The 17,535-nt window shown below is 39.2% G+C and carries 19 protein-coding genes and 3 other annotated features; of the genes, 16 read left to right on the top strand and 3 right to left on the bottom strand.

Annotated elements, in window-relative coordinates; translation table 11 throughout:
• Positions 1-221 precede the first annotated feature (221 nt).
• From speD to AC0KUU_RS00770, 11 genes are all read left to right on the top strand, one after another.
• On the top strand, positions 222-602 hold the full coding sequence (speD, locus tag AC0KUU_RS00720; RefSeq protein ID WP_013059434.1) for an adenosylmethionine decarboxylase: 381 nt from the start codon (positions 222-224) through the stop codon (positions 600-602).
• A 93-nt stretch (positions 603-695) separates the two neighbouring features.
• A complete protein-coding gene (locus AC0KUU_RS00725; protein ID WP_043976018.1) occupies positions 696-1,082 on the top strand; it encodes a hypothetical protein in 387 nt (128 codons plus the stop codon).
• Positions 1,083-1,325: 243 nt separating this feature from the next.
• Complete coding sequence (gene nrdR, locus AC0KUU_RS00730) at positions 1,326-1,787, top strand: transcriptional regulator NrdR (RefSeq protein ID WP_013059432.1); 462 nt, start codon at positions 1,326-1,328, stop codon at positions 1,785-1,787.
• Between the two features lie 72 nt (positions 1,788-1,859).
• Positions 1,860-3,287, top strand: a complete 1,428-nt coding sequence (locus AC0KUU_RS00735; protein ID WP_043976021.1) for a replication initiation and membrane attachment family protein — start codon at positions 1,860-1,862, stop codon at positions 3,285-3,287.
• Positions 3,288-3,319: 32 nt separating this feature from the next.
• Positions 3,320-4,252, top strand: a complete 933-nt coding sequence (gene dnaI / locus AC0KUU_RS00740; RefSeq protein WP_013059430.1) for a primosomal protein DnaI — start codon at positions 3,320-3,322, stop codon at positions 4,250-4,252.
• Positions 4,253-4,348: 96 nt separating this feature from the next.
• On the top strand, positions 4,349-5,209 hold the full coding sequence (gene ytxC / locus AC0KUU_RS00745) for a sporulation protein YtxC (protein ID WP_016765699.1): 861 nt from the start codon (positions 4,349-4,351) through the stop codon (positions 5,207-5,209).
• Between the two features lie 60 nt (positions 5,210-5,269).
• Positions 5,270-5,518, top strand: a binding site (T-box leader).
• A 44-nt stretch (positions 5,519-5,562) separates the two neighbouring features.
• Positions 5,563-7,521, top strand: coding sequence for a threonine--tRNA ligase (thrS, locus tag AC0KUU_RS00750; RefSeq protein WP_409233872.1), 1,959 nt, complete (start codon positions 5,563-5,565; stop codon positions 7,519-7,521).
• 171 nt (positions 7,522-7,692) lie between these two features.
• Positions 7,693-7,815: a sequence feature (ribosomal protein L20 leader region), on the top strand.
• Between the two features lie 69 nt (positions 7,816-7,884).
• Positions 7,885-8,388: a translation initiation factor IF-3 gene (gene infC / locus AC0KUU_RS00755; RefSeq protein WP_013059427.1), complete on the top strand. Its 504-nt coding sequence runs from the start codon at positions 7,885-7,887 to the stop codon at positions 8,386-8,388.
• A 21-nt stretch (positions 8,389-8,409) separates the two neighbouring features.
• A complete protein-coding gene (rpmI, locus tag AC0KUU_RS00760) occupies positions 8,410-8,610 on the top strand; it encodes a 50S ribosomal protein L35 (protein WP_013059426.1) in 201 nt (66 codons plus the stop codon).
• A 39-nt stretch (positions 8,611-8,649) separates the two neighbouring features.
• Positions 8,650-9,009 carry a 50S ribosomal protein L20 gene (rplT, locus tag AC0KUU_RS00765; protein ID WP_013059425.1) on the top strand — a complete coding sequence of 120 codons (360 nt, stop codon included), beginning with the start codon at positions 8,650-8,652 and terminating at the stop codon, positions 9,007-9,009.
• 60 nt (positions 9,010-9,069) lie between these two features.
• The gene (locus AC0KUU_RS00770; RefSeq protein ID WP_013059424.1) at positions 9,070-9,330 is read left to right on the top strand and encodes a DUF1294 domain-containing protein; all 261 of its coding nucleotides are present in this window, start codon (positions 9,070-9,072) and stop codon (positions 9,328-9,330) included.
• Positions 9,331-9,348: 18 nt separating this feature from the next.
• Here AC0KUU_RS00770 and AC0KUU_RS00775 read toward each other — a convergent pair whose 3' ends face one another.
• Positions 9,349-9,726, bottom strand: coding sequence for a hypothetical protein (locus AC0KUU_RS00775; protein ID WP_165575770.1), 378 nt, complete (start codon positions 9,724-9,726; stop codon positions 9,349-9,351).
• Between the two features lie 132 nt (positions 9,727-9,858).
• Between AC0KUU_RS00775 and AC0KUU_RS00780 the strand changes: the two genes are divergently transcribed.
• Both AC0KUU_RS00780 and AC0KUU_RS00785 read left to right on the top strand, forming a co-directional pair.
• Positions 9,859-10,347 carry a dUTP diphosphatase gene (locus AC0KUU_RS00780; RefSeq protein WP_016765695.1) on the top strand — a complete coding sequence of 163 codons (489 nt, stop codon included), beginning with the start codon at positions 9,859-9,861 and terminating at the stop codon, positions 10,345-10,347.
• A gap of 77 nt (positions 10,348-10,424) precedes the next feature.
• Positions 10,425-11,510, top strand: a complete 1,086-nt coding sequence (locus AC0KUU_RS00785) for a M42 family metallopeptidase (protein WP_016765694.1) — start codon at positions 10,425-10,427, stop codon at positions 11,508-11,510.
• A gap of 56 nt (positions 11,511-11,566) precedes the next feature.
• Here AC0KUU_RS00785 and sspI read toward each other — a convergent pair whose 3' ends face one another.
• Positions 11,567-11,773, bottom strand: coding sequence for a small acid-soluble spore protein SspI (gene sspI / locus AC0KUU_RS00790; RefSeq protein ID WP_013059420.1), 207 nt, complete (start codon positions 11,771-11,773; stop codon positions 11,567-11,569).
• 140 nt (positions 11,774-11,913) lie between these two features.
• Here sspI and AC0KUU_RS00795 point away from each other — a divergent pair, with 140 nt between their 5' ends.
• From AC0KUU_RS00795 to pheT, 3 genes are all read left to right on the top strand, one after another.
• On the top strand, positions 11,914-12,678 hold the full coding sequence (locus AC0KUU_RS00795; protein ID WP_198530619.1) for a TrmH family RNA methyltransferase: 765 nt from the start codon (positions 11,914-11,916) through the stop codon (positions 12,676-12,678).
• Between the two features lie 48 nt (positions 12,679-12,726).
• Positions 12,727-12,962 (top strand) — a binding site (T-box leader).
• Positions 12,963-13,016: 54 nt separating this feature from the next.
• Positions 13,017-14,051 (top strand): phenylalanine--tRNA ligase subunit alpha, encoded by a 1,035-nt coding sequence (pheS, locus tag AC0KUU_RS00800; protein ID WP_014458064.1) that lies wholly within the window; start codon positions 13,017-13,019, stop codon positions 14,049-14,051.
• Positions 14,052-14,064: 13 nt separating this feature from the next.
• A complete protein-coding gene (gene pheT / locus AC0KUU_RS00805; protein ID WP_322552450.1) occupies positions 14,065-16,479 on the top strand; it encodes a phenylalanine--tRNA ligase subunit beta in 2,415 nt (804 codons plus the stop codon).
• Between the two features lie 33 nt (positions 16,480-16,512).
• On the opposite strand, the gene rnhC is transcribed toward pheT, so the two are convergent.
• A complete protein-coding gene (gene rnhC / locus AC0KUU_RS00810) occupies positions 16,513-17,427 on the bottom strand; it encodes a ribonuclease HIII (RefSeq protein WP_016765691.1) in 915 nt (304 codons plus the stop codon).
• Positions 17,428-17,535: the final 108 nt, after the last annotated feature.

Here is a 17,535-nt window from a genome sequence, read left to right on the forward strand (position 1 = left end):
CTGCAAGAACAATCTTTAATAAAATCAAAACACGTATTGCAAAATAAATGTAAACAAAGTATACTATGTTTCGTGAACTTCTTGTGTACCTTTCGGTGATGTGGCTACTTAAAGGGTTAGGACCTCTTTGGACTAACTTTCCCCCGTGGTAGTTAACATGCTATATGGCGAAAGAACTTCATGTTTAACGATTAAAAATTGTTAAAGGGGGAAATATCATTATGGAAACAATGGGTCGTCATGTCATCTCAGAATTATGGGGATGCGATTTCGATAAGTTAAATGATATTGATTATATTGAAAAAACGTTTGTTGATGCAGCTTTAAAATCCGGTGCGGAAGTTCGCGAAGTAGCGTTCCATAAATTTGCACCTCAAGGTGTAAGTGGCGTTGTTATTATTTCAGAATCACATTTAACGATTCACAGCTTCCCAGAGCATGGTTATGCAAGTATCGATGTTTATACTTGTGGTCATTTAGATCCTACAATCGCAGCAGATTATATTGCAGATGCTCTAAGTGCACAGACACGTGAAACAATTGAATTGCCACGTGGAATGGGTCCTGTTCAGGTAAAACAAACTAAAGCGAATGCACTTTAATAGTGTCGATTGATTACGTAAGTTAAGAGGTGTATTACACACCTCTTTTTAGTATATAAATTTTTAATACGCAAAAACAAAGGGGATAACAACATGGGGGTAGTACAAGCAGTTAAATCTTTATTTTCTAATCATGTGGAAACAAGCGATTACCATTCAGATCCGACTCTAAAAACGCATTATTACAAAACAACAGCTGGGAATGCATTTAAGCAAGTTCATGAAATGTTGAAGCACATGCAAGGGATAGAGATACTTGCTGCATATGAAGAGCGAGGAGAGATTAGCTTAAACGTTGTAAAAGGAAGAAAAGCTTTTGTTGTGATTACCATTATTAACGTACGTCCTCTTGAAACCGCTATCGATTTTTCTGCTACAACAGAATCAAAAGTGGTGCCGGTTGATTTTGGTTTTAGTAAAGAACTTGTACGTACGCTTTATAAGAGCTTTGATCAAAAACTCATTCCTCTTTCTTCGTAAGTTCCTTATCATTTTTGAATTTCAGGAAATAAAATGGGGAAATTCCTTTTCCTTTACTTGTATTCAAGCCTTGTTTTCTATAAGATGGAATAAAGCAAATCCTTTAATACAGCATCGTGTTTGTTAAAGGAAATGATGATAAAAATCATAATAAATGGCGAATAGCCGGCTAACATAGATGGAAATTAACTTATATAAGAGAAAATAAAAAGAAAAACAAGGTTTATTATTGGAGCTGAGAATATGAAGTGCCCATCCTGTCATTACAATGGAACGAGAGTGCTGGACTCGCGCCCTGTAGAAGAAGGCCGCTCTATTCGTAGAAGACGTGAATGCGAAGAGTGTCACTATCGTTTTACAACTTTTGAGAAAGTAGAAGAACTTCCGTTAATTGTTGTAAAAAAAGATGGAGCGAGAGAAGAGTTCAGCAAAGACAAAATCCTTCGAGGGTTAATTAAGGCGTGTGAAAAACGCCAAGTAAGCTTAAAACAATTAGAAGATACGGTACACGATATTGAAACAGAGCTGCGCAGTCAGGGTACATCAGAGGTGCAGTCAGATGTTGTAGGAGAAATGGTGATGGAGCGATTAGCTGCTATCGATGAAGTCTCTTATGTTCGATTTGCTTCTGTATACCGACAATTTAAAGACATCAATGTATTTATTGATGAATTAAAAGATTTAATTAAGAAGGAACGACTGTAAAAGAGCTATTGAAGTATTCTTTAGGCTCTTTTTTTGTCATTTCTATTACTTTAAAAGTAGGTAGGGAACGACATGAAAGAACAACATTGGAAAGAAATGATACCGGTCGATCGTTATGTTGTTCGTTCGAACGGCATACTGCAGGAATACGACCGAAAGATTTTAACCATGCTCTATCAGCCGTTGGTGGGTACAACGTGCTTTGGTCTGTATATGACGTTATGGAGCGAGCTGGAACAAGATCGTTTATGGGGGAAAGAGTCTACGCATCATCATCTAATGTCAATGATGCAAATTAATTTGAAAGCTATTTACCATGAGCGGTTAAAATTAGAAGGCATTGGTTTGTTAAAAACATATATTAAGGAAGAAGATGATGTTCGTGTGTTCATTTATGAGCTCATTCCTCCTCTGACGCCCCATCAGTTTTTTAACGACGGCGTGTTAAATGTATATTTATATAACCGACTCGGAAAATCTATCTTTCAAAAAGTAAAAAATTATTTTTCAGATTCACTCGTCGATGAGCAATTGTTCAAAGATGTGACGCATTCATTTAACGATGTATTTAAATCAGTTAAAGCAACGGAGCTGGCTCCAAGTTTTCAGTCTGAAAGCAAGGATGTATTTTCTCCTGATGCTCAAACGGACTTTGTGGATTCCTCCAAACGCGCTTCTATTGAGATGAGCCCGGATTCCTTTGATTTTGATTTATTTTTAGCAGGTCTAACAGATTCAATGATTTCGAAAAGGTCTATTACATCTAAAGTAAAACAAGCGATTGAAAAGCTAGCCTTTTTATACGGTATCGATCCTCTTCAAATGAAAAATGTGGTGCTCGATTCGCTAAATGAGAACGATCAAGTTGATATTGAATTGCTTAGAAAAGCAGCACAGTCCTTTTACCAATTTGAAAATGGAGAAGCACTTCCAAATCTAAGCGAACAAATTCAGCCGCCTATGCTTCGTACCATGCAGGAAAAGCAGCCGCAGACAAAGGAAGAGCAGCTCATTCAACAGCTTGAAGTGACTTCTCCTCGACAGCTTTTGATCGAGTTTTCCGGGGGAGCAGAGCCTTCAAAAGCAGATTTGCAAATGATCGAAGAAGTGATGTTTAACCAAAAGCTTTCACCAGGGGTAGTAAATGTTCTAATTTACTACGTGATGCTGAGATCCGATATGAAATTATCTAAGAGCTATGTAGAGAAAATTGCTGGACACTGGGCGCGCAAAAAGGTACAAACTGTTCAAGATGCCATGAATTTAGCTAAAAATGAACAGAAAGAATATCAGAATTGGACCGAAGCAAAGCAAAATAAAAAAACGGCTGGACGAAAAATTGTGCGTAAAGAAATGGTGCCAGAGTGGCTGAGCGATGAAGAAAAAGAAGAGAAAAAGCAGCCTTCAAAAGAAGTGGACGGATTTGAAGAAGAAAAACGAAAGCTACAAGAAGAGCTCAAGCAGTTAGATCAAGAGCTAAAACAAAAGCATAAAGAATAAAAAGCAGGTATGATAGAGATGAGGTGAAAAAGATGAAGCCTATCAATGATTCACTAAATCAGTTAGTGAACAAAAAGGATTTTAAAGCACGCTTAGAAGCATTAAGAAACAGTATCCTGTCTAATCCCGAAGTCAAAACATTTTTGCAAGAGCATCGCCATGAGTTAGATGAGCAAATGGTTGACCGAGGTCTGATGAAGATGCATGAATTTATCGATCAAAGCAAATGCTGTGACAAGTGTCCTTCTCTGCAAAGCTGTGTCAACATGGTGAAAGGATACCACCCTCAGCTGGTTGTAAAAGGCCGTAATATTGATTTACAGTATGAACGCTGTCCTAGAAAAGTACAAGAAGATGAGCGAAAAGAACAAGAATCTTTTATTCAGTGTATGTACGTGCCTAAAGAAATTTTACAGGCAACAATGTCTGATATTGAAATTGAGCAGGGAAGATTTGAAGCCATTAAACTAGTAAGAGATTTTGTGCGAGAATATGAGCCGAATAAGAAAATGAAAGCTTTATATTTACATGGTTCGTTTGGTGTGGGGAAAACGTATTTTCTTGGAGCAATTGCCAATGCGTTAGCTGAAAAGAAAGTGAAATCTACCATTCTGTATGTCCCTGAGTTTTTGCGTGAGTTAAAAGGTTCGTTTCAAGATCAAAGTTTCAATGAGAAAATAGAGTATGTCAAAAAAGTACCGGTTCTTATGCTTGATGATCTCGGAGCAGAATCCGTAACGAGCTGGATGCGAGACGATGTGCTCGGAACCATTTTACAATTCCGTATGCTCGAAAATTTGCCGACATTTTTCAGCTCGAATTTAAATTTTAAAGAGCTACAACATCATTTGACTTATACCCAAAGAGGCGAGCAGGAAGAGCTCAAAGCCGCTCGTGTCATGGAACGAATTAAGTCTCTAGCCATTCCTGTTGAAATGAATGGAGAGAATAAACGAAATAGATGAGCAGGTCGTTTTACATTTCTTGTAACGACTTGCTCATTTTTTTGCATGTTGCCCCATATACATTAATAAAGCGTGTCCAAAGGGGGGCTATGAGGAATGAAAATATTCTTTAAATATGTAGAAGACGCAGTCGTTGTATATGAGTCTTTATGCGCGAAGCGAAGCGCTTTATCATATGGTTCACAGTGCTTGAAGCTGGTGAATAATCAGCTTTTAGTCATTGATGAGACATACAATAGAGAGGCCATTTTACAAGACATGGTGATACCGGTATTAACCCACGTAATTTTAAAAAAGAAAGAAAAAAAGATGATGGTAAACATATTAAAAGAACAATTTTTCTATTCAGAAGAGGAAGAGCAAGATTTGCTGCTTCAAATTATGGGGGGGATTATGGAAGGAGAGAGAGGCGAAATTCCGCAAAAAACATTTTCTCTTCCAAGAGAATTACTTATCCGCCAGGCTCTTCAAGACTTCTTCATTCATAATGTAACATTCACCTTTGAGTCTTTTCTCCAATTCCGTTTAAAAGAATATCAAGAGCGGCTGCGCTATTATGCCGAGCTGGCGATTGATGAATATAAGCTTGAACAAGACTATCAAATTCTTATTCATCAGCTGCGTCAAGCAGCTAATGAAAGACAGTCATCTACAGGTAACGTGTATGTAATGCACTTGAACAAAAACAAGTTTGTACTGTACGACCACAACAGTAGATATGTTCCTGAACGTGAATGTGCAGCTCTAGCAGAGGCCTTTTTATCTGAACAAGAATCATTATACATAGACTCAACTATTATCGCGCCTTTGCTAAGTTTATCTCCAGCTGCTATTCATCTGTATAGCGACCAGCATGATCATGATTTTGTTTATACCATTCAAAATATCTTCCAAGAAAAAGTTATGTTATACGAAAAAAATGAATTTCCGTTTGATCAAAAGCAAAATATAACGTGAAAGGTTGATTTCTATTTTGAAAATGAATATAATAAATGCATATTGAAAAACAGCTATATGTTACAAGTTATGATGAGGACATGAGTGTATATTTACGGTTTGTAGAGAGGGAGATCCAGGCTGAAAATCTCCTAACACGGAATATATTCTTACCACCTCTAAACTTCAGTAGTAAACGAGCAGAGCCTCTAGTAATTACTGACGGAATTTCCGTTATAAAACCTCGAGCCGCTTCGGGTTCTTTGGGTTATCCAAGATACGAAGAGGAAACAAGGGTGGTACCGCGTGTATACACAACTCGTCCCTTTTGATAAGGGACGAGTTTTTTGTTTTTACAAAAAGTTTATTCAGTTATGTTAAAGGAGTGGAAAGTTGTGTCAGAAGTAATCAAAATGACATTCCCTGATGGAGCTGTTAAAGAGTATCCAAAAGGATCATCAACAGAAGATATTGCGGCTTCTATTAGCCCGGGATTAAAGAAAAAAGCATTAGCAGGCAAAGTAAACGGCGAGCTGCTGGATTTACGTACGCCAATCGAAGAAGATGGCAGTCTTGAAATCATTACACAAGATGCTCCTGAAGCGCTTGAAATTATGCGTCACAGTACAGCGCATTTAATGGCTCAAGCAATCAAACGTTTATACAAAGATACAAAAGTACAGCTAGGTGTAGGGCCGGTTATCGAAAACGGTTTTTACTATGACATCGATATGGAAGAATCAATTACTCCTGAAGATTTAGGTAAAATTGAAAAAGAAATGAAAAAAATCGTTAATTCAAATATTGAAATTGAACGAAAAGAAGTTTCTCGTGAAGAAGCCATTCAACTTTTTAAAGAAGTTGGCGATGAACTGAAGCTTGAATTGATCGATGCGATTCCAGCAGGTGAAAAGGTTACGATTTACCAACAAGGCGAATTCTTTGACCTTTGCCGAGGCGTGCACGTGCCGTCAACAGGCAAAATTAAAGAATTTAAACTATTAAGCGTGGCGGGTGCTTATTGGCGCGGAGACAGCGATAATCAAATGCTGCAGCGTATTTACGGTACAGCATTCTTTACAAAAGCAGATTTAGACGAGCATCTTCGTCTTCTTGAAGAAGCAAAAGAACGTGATCACCGTAAACTTGGTAAAGAGCTAAACTTATTTACAAATTCTCAAAAAGTAGGACAAGGTCTGCCTTTATGGCTTCCAAAAGGTGCGACGATCCGCCGTATTATCGAGCGTTATATCGTAGATAAAGAAGTAAGCCTTGGTTATCAGCACGTTTACACTCCAGTGCTCGGAAGTGTAGAACTTTACAAAACGTCTGGTCACTGGGAGCACTACCAAGATGACATGTTCCCTGCAATGGAAATGGATAACGAAGACCTGGTTCTTCGTCCGATGAACTGTCCTCATCACATGATGGTTTACAAACAAGGTATTCACAGCTATCGTGAGCTTCCAATCCGTATTGCTGAGCTTGGAACGATGCACCGCTACGAAATGTCAGGAGCATTATCAGGACTTCAGCGTGTTCGAGGCATGACGCTAAATGATGCGCATATCTTCGTACGTCCCGACCAAATCAAAGAAGAATTTATTCGTGTAGTTCGCTTAGTTGAAGCGGTTTATAAAGATTTTGGATTTGAAAATTATTCATTCCGTCTATCTTACCGTGACCCTGCAGATACAGAAAAATACTTTGATGATGATGCAATGTGGGAAAAAGCACAAAGCATGTTAAAAGACGCAATGGATGAGCTTGACCTTGATTATTATGAAGCTGAAGGCGAAGCGGCATTCTACGGTCCAAAACTAGATGTTCAAGTTAAAACAGCTCTTGGTAAAGAAGAGACGCTATCTACGGTTCAATTGGATTTCTTACTTCCTGAACGATTTGATTTAACGTATGTAGGAGAAGACGGGAAACAACATCGACCGGTTGTTATTCACCGCGGCGTGGTGTCAACAATGGAACGTTTTGTAGCTTTCTTAATCGAAGAATACAAAGGAGCTTTCCCAACGTGGTTAGCACCTGTACAAGTTCAAGTGATTCCGGTATCACCTACCGTTCACCTTGAGTATGCAAAAGAAGTGCAAGAACAGCTGCAGCTGGCGGGTATTCGTGTGGAACTTGATTCTCGCGATGAGAAAATCGGCTATAAAATCCGTGAGGCTCAAATGCAAAAAATTCCTTATATGCTTGTTGTAGGGGATAAAGAAGTAGCAGATAAAGCAGTAAACGTACGTAAATACGGTGAGCAGAATTCAGAAACAGTGGACTTCCAAGCCTTTTTACAAAATGTAAAAGCAGAAGCATCTCGCTAATGAAAAAAGCAGAGAATTGAAATTCTCTGCTTTTTTATCTAACATTTATAAAAAACTGTTGCATAAATGTTTTTCCTTTGATACAATAATTTTTGTTGTGAAAAAAGAACGAAATCATTGACTTTTGTCTTTGTTGATACTATAATAGCTTAAGTAATTGAATACTTGTTTATACAGAAGAAGAAGCACCCGCTTCTCACCTGAGTGACGCATAGAGCAGTTAGCAGGTACATCGTATCTTAATTAAAACGATAGAAGTGTGGGTGCAGTATGTACTCACACTTTTTTGTGTGAGTTAATAATCGGTCTAAGCAAGCGTATTCGCTCATTAAACCTTGGAGGTGGCTACTTATTAGCAAGGACATGATGGTAAACGAGGGCATTCGAGCTCGCGAAGTTCGTCTAATTGATCAAAACGGTGAACAATTAGGAATTAAATCAAAAAATGAAGCATTAGAAATTGCTTCACGAGTAAATCTTGACTTAGTAATGGTTGCTGCAAATGCGAAACCGCCGGTATGTCGTATTATGGACTACGGTAAATTCCGCTATGAGCAACAACGTAAAGAAAGAGAAGCTCGTAAAAACCAAAAAGTTGTAAACTTAAAAGAAGTTCGTTTAAGTCCAACAATTGATGAACATGATTTTAACACTAAACTTCGTAACGCACGCAAGTTCCTTGAAAAAGGTGACAAAGTGAAAGCGTCTATTCGCTTTAAAGGTCGTGCCATTACTCATAAAGGGATTGGCCAAAAAGTACTTGAACGTTTTTCACAAGCTTGCGAAGATGTAAGTTCAGTTGAATCGGCTCCTAAAATGGAAGGCCGCAGCATGTTCTTAGTCTTGGCACCTAAAAACGAAAAGTAATAGAACGAGGAGGAACACCCCATGCCAAAAATGAAAACACATCGCGGCGCTGCAAAGCGTTTCAAAAAGACTGGAAGCGGTAAATTAAAACGTGCTCGTGCTTACACAAGCCATTTATTCGCTAACAAATCTACAAAACAAAAGCGTAAATTACGTAAAGGTTCTTTAGTAAGCAAAGGTGACTTCAAACGTATCCGTCACTTATTAGATAACATTAAGTAATTTGGGTTGAGATAGAAACAATACAGGAGGTAAACAATTATGCCACGCGTAAAAGGCGGTACAGTAACACGCAAACGTCGTAAAAAAGTTTTAAAATTAGCTAAAGGTTTCTTCGGTTCGAAGCATAGATTATATAAAGTTGCTAATCAGCAAGTTATGAAATCTCACATGTATGCTTATCGTGACCGTCGTCAGAAAAAACGTGACTTCCGTAAATTATGGATCACACGTATTAATGCAGCTGCTCGTATGAACGGTCTTTCTTACAGCCGTTTAATGCACGGTTTAAAATTAGCAGGTATTGAAGTTAACCGCAAAATGCTTGCTGACTTAGCTGTAGCTGATGAAAAAGCATTTGCTGAATTAGCAACTGCTGCTAAAAAAGGCTTAGATAAGTAATGAATATAAAGTCTCGTCATCTTTAGATGATGAGGCTTTTTTGCTATCGGAGGACATATCATGAATGAACTGCTGCTTACCTATTTTATTGTTATTAATATAGTAGGGGTAGGAATGATGTATAGAGATAAACAAAAAGCGAAAAGACATGAGTGGAGAATTGCCGAAAGCACACTGTGGACGGTAGCTGCTATCGGAGGAGCTCTTGGAGGACTAATTGGTATGTATTGCTATCGTCATAAAACGAAGCACACATCGTTTACAGTAGGTTTTCCTATTCTTGCTGCTCTTGATTTACTTTTCTTTTTTGTTATCAGCTGAGCACAAATGATGTTGTGCTCAGTGTAAAAATTCTCGAACGGGGCTTTTCCAGCGAATAGGAGCATTTGGATACATGTCGTGTACGTGGCTTTCCAGCAGCTTGAAATCTTGCTTTTTCAGTTCATGTAATCGAGATGGATCTGTTAACACCATTGTAATTGACAAAGATTCTGGTTCATTGGGATTGCTGTATTTTTCTCCTTCAAATAAAATACCTTTATACGTTAGTAGAAAATTTTTGCGGATATTCGTTTTTTCGTCAACGACAAAAAATTGCTGATGTTCCTGAGCTGCTACAAGCTTCCGCTTTGGACTGCGAAAATGCTGAACCAGCTTTAATAGTGTGTAAGCAACAAGCGCGAAAATGAACACGCGAACGATAACAATAACAAACATAACGCTCCCTCCTTTACAAGGCACAGTTTTCTTACTTTACGTTCGAGTTTCTAAAAAGTTTCATGATTTTTGATATAATTTCTTTATTGGTTTAAAAAGAAGAAGATATACATAATTACAGGAGTGATTACATTGAATTTACAACAGCTATTTACCATGCAGCGCCAGCTGGATCAGCATATAGAGGATAAGCATGAGCTTCATAAGGAAGATTTGATTCCGAGAAAGCTTTTAGCACTGCTTGTCGAAATGGGAGAGCTGGCAAACGAAACGCGCTGCTTCAAATTTTGGAGCGTCAAACCTCCGGCTGAAGACGCTGTTATTTTAGAAGAATTTGTGGACGGTGTACATTTTATCCTTTCTTTAGGGATTGAAAAAGGATACGATGATTTAACTGAGTTACCAGATGCAAAAGCAAGTGATTCAAAAACAGCACAATTTTTACAGGTATTTGCACAAGTTGCTGCTTTCGAGCAGGATCAGTCGAAAGAAAACTATGTGGACATGTTTGTATCTTACATGACGCTTGGCGATATGTTTGGTTTTTCCGCTGAACATATTGAAAAGGCGTACATCTCAAAAAATGAAGTGAATTTTAAACGCCAAGAACAAGGATACTAGAAATAAAGGGATGGGAAATTTTACTTCAACCTCTTTTTAGCTATAATAGAGGTATACATATGAAAGGGGTAATCCATATGACAAAGTTAGATGAAACATTGACGATGCTTAAAGCACTAACAGATGCAAAAGGAATTCCTGGCAATGAGCGTGAACCGCGTGAGGTTATGAAGAAATATATTGCACCTTATGCAGATGAAGTAACGACGGATGGGCTAGGCAGTTTGATTGCAAAAAAAGTGGGCAACGAACAAGGGCCTAAAATTATGGTAGCCGGTCACTTAGATGAAGTAGGCTTTATGGTGACTCAAATTGATGAACGCGGCTTTATTCGTTTTCAAACGGTAGGCGGATGGTGGTCTCAAGTGATGCTTGCTCAACGCGTAACCATCGTTACATCTAAAGGAGAGGTAACGGGGATTATTGGCTCAAAGCCTCCTCATATCCTGCCTCCAGAAGTTCGTAAAAAGCCAGTTGACATTAAAGATATGTTCATCGATATTGGTGCCTCTAGCAGAGAAGAAGTAGCGGAGTGGGGAGTGAAACCTGGTGATCAGGTTGTGCCTTATTTCGAATTTACGGTTATGAACAACGAAAAGATGCTGCTAGCGAAAGCCTGGGATAACCGTATCGGCTGTGCAATCGCTATCGATGTATTAAAAGCTTTAAAAAATGAAACACATGAAAATGTTGTGTATGGTGTAGGAACGGTGCAAGAAGAAGTTGGACTTCGAGGTGCAAAAACATCCGCTAACTTTATTGAACCGGATATTGCATTTGCTGTTGATGTCGGCATCGCTGGAGATACACCTGGTGTTTCTGATAAAGAAGCATCTTCTAAAATGGGAGAGGGTCCGCAAATCATTTTATATGATGCTTCCATGGTTTCTCATAAAGGACTTCGAGATACAGTGGTAGATGTGGCAGATGAATTAAATATTCCATATCAATTTGATGCAATCGCTGGAGGTGGTACGGACTCAGGTTCTATCCATATTTCAGCTAACGGGGTGCCAGCACTTTCAATTACGATCGCAACTCGTTATATCCATTCTCATGCAGCGATGCTTCATCGTGATGATTATGAAAATGCAGTTAAATTAATTGCGGAAGTAATTAAACGCTTAGACCGAAATACGGTAAACGCAATTACGTATAATTAAAAAAAGCTCATTCTCCTAGGAGAATGAGCTTTTTGCTGTACATAGGACAAGGCTATTTATTTTAAACCGTTTTCAAGCGTTGTCAGAATTTCTTCTTTTTCTGATTCTGGAGACTTTTCCCAAAGCACCTCAAATAAAACACCAAGTCCAGGGAGCATTTTTTCCTCGCCGCTTTGAATAGCGTCAGAAATTGTAGCTTCAAGCTCTTCTTTTGAGTTTCCTGAAACGTTTGCAATAACAGCATTTCGTAAATTAAGATCCATCATTTTCACCTCAGCTATCGTAAAGTTACCAATAGTTTTTGTTTTCTTTGCGATTTCTATGTACAATAAAGTGAAACTTATCTAATGATTATTGAGCAAAATGTAATCGAACTATTTATTTTTATATAGATAAAGGAGTTATGTTTGTGAAACAAATTGATTCAGTTAAAAATCCGCAGGTAAAAGCGTGGAAAAAGCTGCATAATAAAAAAGACCGTGATAAGCAGGGCCTTTTTATGGTAGAAGGCTTTCATTTAGTCGAAGAAGCTATCAAAAATAAGGATTGCGTAAAGGAACTAATTATACGCGAATCGATCGAAGTGCCAGCACAGTGGAACATAGACGGTATTGAAATAACCGTTGTCAACGAAGCAATAATCAAATTATTATCTGACACCGAAACACCTCAAGGAATTATCGCTGTGTGTTTTCAAACGAAGCATGCAGAAATCATTCATACAGCACAGAAAGTATTGCTTTTAGATGCGGTGCAAGATCCAGGTAACCTAGGTACGATTATTCGAACCGCTGATGCTGCCGGAGTGGACGCTATTATCGTTGGAGAGGGCAGCGTGGATGTGTACAACCCAAAAGTCGTTCGTTCAACGCAAGGAGCTATTTTTCATCTTCCAATTGTAAAAAGCGATTTACTCGAAATGATTTCACTGTTAAAAGAAAGAGGAATAGCAGTTTACGGCACGTCTCTACAAAATGGAAAGGTCTACTCATGCGTAAAACCTTCAAACGAATTTGCGCTGATTGTGGGAAATGAAGGAAACGGCGTAAGCGAGAAAGTGCTGGAACAAACGGATCAGAATCTGTACCTTCCCATCTATGGAAAGAGCGAGTCGCTAAATGTTGCCATCGCTTCTGGAATCTTACTTTATTATTTACGCGGAATGTAGTTGCATCGAGAACGTGTTTTCACTATAATAATACAATAGTTACATATGTAAAAAACGATGAAAGAGAGCAGTAGCTTATGTCCGTTTATGCAGGGAGAAAATGCCGCGACTGAAAGCATTTTTATAAATGTAATAAGTGAATTCACCTCTTGAGTTGACACTTAGACCATCTTACATAGATGTAAAGGTGTTCCGGAGATTCCGTTAACTTGAATGAAGTGAACTGTATACGTCTGTGTATATAGTTAACAAGGGTGGTAACGCGACTAATCCTCGTCCCTTTTTTGGGAGGAGGTTTTTTTATTTGTCATTTTTTACGTTAAAAGGAGGAATAAGTGATGAAAGAACGTTTACAAGAACTTCAACAAGAAGCAATTGCAAAAGTCGAAGCAGCAAGTGCTTTAAAAGAATTAAACGACGTACGCGTAGCTTATTTAGGAAAGAAAGGCCCTATTACAGAAGTACTTCGCGGTATGGGAAAACTTTCAGCTGAAGAGCGTCCTGTAATGGGAGCACTTGCAAATGAAGTGCGTGAAGCTATTGCATCTAAAATTGAAGAAAAACAAACGGCGTTAGAAGCAGCTGAGGTAGAGCGTAAACTTGCTTCAGAAACAATCGACGTAACGCTTCCAGGACGCCCTGTTAAAGCAGGTACGCATCACCCGCTAACAAGCGTGGTTGAAGAAGTAGAAGATTTATTCTTAGGAATGGGCTATGAAGTAGCAGAAGGACCGGAAGTAGAGCAGGACTACTATAATTTCGAAGCGCTGAACTTGCCAAAAGGTCACCCAGCACGTGATATGCAAGATACGTTTTATATTACGGAAGAAACGCTTCTTCGCACGCATACATCAACTGTTCAAGCTCGTGTTATGAACAAGAATGAAGGCAAAGGACCTGTTAAAATTATTTGCCCGGGTAAAGTGTACCGCCGCGATGACGATGATGCTACGCATTCTCATCAATTCATGCAAATTGAAGGTCTTGTAGTAGACGAAAACATTCGTATGAGCGATTTAAAAGGCACGCTTGAAGTATTTGTGAAAAAGATGTTCGGTGCAGACCGTGAAATTCGTCTTCGTCCAAGTTTCTTCCCGTTCACTGAGCCGTCTGTAGAAGTAGACGTATCGTGTGCAAAATGTGGAGGTAAAGGCTGTAATGTATGTAAACAAACAGGCTGGATTGAAATTTTAGGAGCTGGCATGGTTCATCCAAATGTCCTTGAAATGGCTGGATACGATTCAACTAAATATCGTGGTTTTGCTTTTGGAATCGGTGTAGAGCGTATTGCTATGTTAAAACACGGCGTGGATGATATTCGTCATTTCTATACAAATGATGTTCGTTTCTTAGATCAATTTAAACAAGTATAAAGGAGGGGCTACGATGTTTGTATCTTATCGTTGGTTACAAGAGTATGTTGACTTATCAGGCGTAACGGCAGAAGAGTTAGCAGATAAAATCACAAAAAGTGGAATTGAAGTTGAAGGTGTAGAAAACTTAAATAAAGGCATCAGCGGAGTGGTAATTGGTCACGTTGTAGAACGTGAACAGCATCCAAATGCTGATAAATTAAGCCGCTGTCAAGTAGATCTTGGCGGAGGAGAAATCGTTCAAATCGTGTGCGGAGCACCAAACGTGGCACAAGGTCAAAAAGTAGCGGTTGCAAAAGTGGGAGCTGTACTTCCAGGTAACTTTAAAATCAAGCGTGCTAAGCTTCGCGGTGAAGAATCGAACGGTATGATTTGTTCTCTTCAAGAGCTTGGCATTGAAAGCAAGCTTGTGGCAAAAGATTATCAAGAAGGCATCTTCGTGTTCCCAAGCGATGCTGAAGTAGGAGCGGATGCACTAGATGCATTAAACTTAAACGATGAAGTATTAGAACTAGGGCTAACACCAAACCGTTCAGACTGCTTAAGTATGTTAGGCGTAGCACATGAAGTGGCTGCTATTTTACGTCGTGAAGTGAAGTATCCGTCAGTAAACGTGCAAACGTCTGATGAGCAAGCAGCTGATTATATTTCCGTTAAAGTAGAGGCAAAAGAAGACAATCCGCTTTATGTAGCGCGCGTTGTGAAAAACGTAAAAATTGCTCCGTCACCATTATGGATGCAAACGCGTTTAATGGCAGCTGGTATTCGACCTCATAACAACGTTGTTGATATTACCAACTATATTTTGCTTGAATACGGCCAGCCGCTGCATGCTTTTGACTATGATCGTCTTGGTTCAAAAGAAATTGTTGTACGTCACGCGTCAGAAGGCGAAAAGTTTGTAACACTTGATGATCAAGAGCGCGTATTAAAAGGCAATCAGCTTGTCATTACAAACGGCAGTGAGCCGGTAGCTCTTGCAGGTGTAATGGGCGGAGCGAACTCCGAAGTAAAAGACGATACGGTAAATGTTCTCATTGAATCAGCTTACTTCAAAGGCTTAACGGTTCGCCAAGCTTCAAAAGACCACGGTCTTCGCAGTGAGGCAAGCGCTCGTTTTGAAAAAGGAATTGATCCTAACCGTACGCGTGTAGCTGCTGACCGCGCAGCAGAATTAATGGCTGAATACGCTTCAGGTGAAGTGGTAAGCGGTACTGTAGAAGTAGATACACTAACTGTGGAACCTGCTGTTGTAGCTGTGTCACTTGGCCGTATTAACGATGTGCTTGGTACAGAGCTATCAATGGAAGAAGTACAAGACATTATGAACCGTCTTCAATTTGAAAACAAAGTGGAAGACGAAACCATTGTTGTAACAGTGCCAACTCGTAGAGGCGATATTACAATTGAAGAAGATATCGTCGAGGAAGTAGCACGTATGTATGGCTATGACAACCTTCCTACAACGCTTCCTGTAACAGTGGCAACTCCAGGAAAACTAACAGAGTATCAGCTTGGACGCCGTAAAATTCGCCGTTTCTTAGAAGGTGCGGGACTAGCACAAACAACAACATATTCGCTAACGAGCGCTGAAAAAGCTACTCAGTTTGCACTAAATGCAACAAGTACGATTGGTCTAGCAATGCCGATGAGTGAAGATCGCAGTATCCTTCGTCAAAGCTTAGTGCCTCATTTGCTAGAAGCAGTGAAGCATAATAATGCTCGCCAGTCGGATTCTATTGCGCTATACGAAACAGGCTCAGTGTTCTTATCTAAAGGTGAAGGAGAATTACCGGATGAGCAGGAGCGCGTAGCAGGTGCAATCACGGGTCTATGGCATGCTCACGGCTGGCAAGGTGAAAAGAAAGTCGTTGATTTCTATGTGATTAAAGGTGTACTAGAAGGGTTATTTGCACAGCTTGGTTTGGAGAAACGAATCTCATATGCTCCTGTTAAAAAAGACGGTATGCACCCTGGACGTACAGCGGCTGTATGGTTAGATGAAAAAGAAATTGGATACGTAGGTCAAGTTCATCCTGTTGCTCAGAAACAGTATGGTCTTCGTGAAACATACGTATTTGAATTACACCTTCAAGAGCTATTAGCTGCAGATGTCGAAGAAGTTCGTTATTCAGCTATTCCAAGATTCCCATCTATTACACGTGATATTGCACTTGTGGTAGATAAAAACGTTCTTGCAGGAGAAGTTCAGCGCGTCATCTATACGACGGGCGGAGAACTTTTAAAAGACGTGACGGTATTTGATCTATATGAAGGCGAGCGTATGGAAGAAGGCAAGAAATCTGTAGCTTTCTCTTTACGATACTTAGATCCTGAACGTACATTAACTGATGAAGAAGTAGCAAAAGCACATGGTGCAGTGTTAGAGGCTGTAGAAAAAGAATTTGGTGCAACGCTTCGTTCATAAGAATAAGAAAAGAGATGTGGATTTCCACATCTCTTATTTTTTAGCTAATTTTAAAGCTTTTTCCGTATTAGCAAAATGAATTTTAGCTAAAGAGTTCAGCGCATTCACGCCATGTTTCTTAATGATTTTAGCAGCGGCAATATCAACTTGTGCGCCAGCTCCGCGAGGAATAACCATCCCGGTCTTTTCCGTCAGCAAATCCATTTGTTTTAAAAATGCGTATCTGGCAATAATGGAAGCAGCAGCTACAGATAAATGAACGCTTTCTCCTTTTGTGCTGAAAAAGACATTTTCTTTGATAATTTCTTTTTCCTTTACCACGTGTTTATAATAGGTGTTTTTTTCGACAAACTGGTCAATTAAAATGGCATCGGGTTTTTCAGGATCCAATTTTTTTAACACGTTGGATAAAGCTTTGTTGTGCAACAGAGCTTTCATTTTACCTTGTGACATGCCTTTTTCTTGAAATGCATTATACTTTTCGTTATGTAAAACAAGCAAACTATAGGGAATAAAAGAAACAAGCTGCTTGGCAATTTCAATAATTTTAGCATCTGTTAACTCTTTTGAATCTCGTACTCCTAATTCTTTTAACAAAGGAAGCTGCTCTTTTTGAACATAGGCAGCAACTACGGTCATAGGACCAAAATAATCTCCTGTCCCTACTTCGTCAGAACCGATGACTGATAGTGAGCTGAAGTTTGATGGGAGGTGTGAGACAGGAGCCTTTTTCGCAGCATCTAAAGAGCCTCCCCACTTAGCCGCTTCTGTTTCAGCTTCTTTTCCTTGAAAAAGTACTTTTCCAGAGCGGTACGCAGTGATAGAACAGCCGGGAGTTTTAGCCGAAAAAATACTTCCCTGCGGCAGTTTGGGCTGCAGATAGGATGTGTAATGAAGCTTCATTTTAGCTATTCTATCAGCTGATACCTTAATAACAGCATGTGACATAATGCTTCACTCCTTTCGGGGTATTTTAGTTTACTTTATAAGCACTATCCCTTATGATAGCTTAAATATAGATATGTTTCCATTGAAGTCTTCTTCGTGGTATGATAG

The sequence above is a fragment of the Priestia sp. ST2 genome (assembly GCF_055810735.1).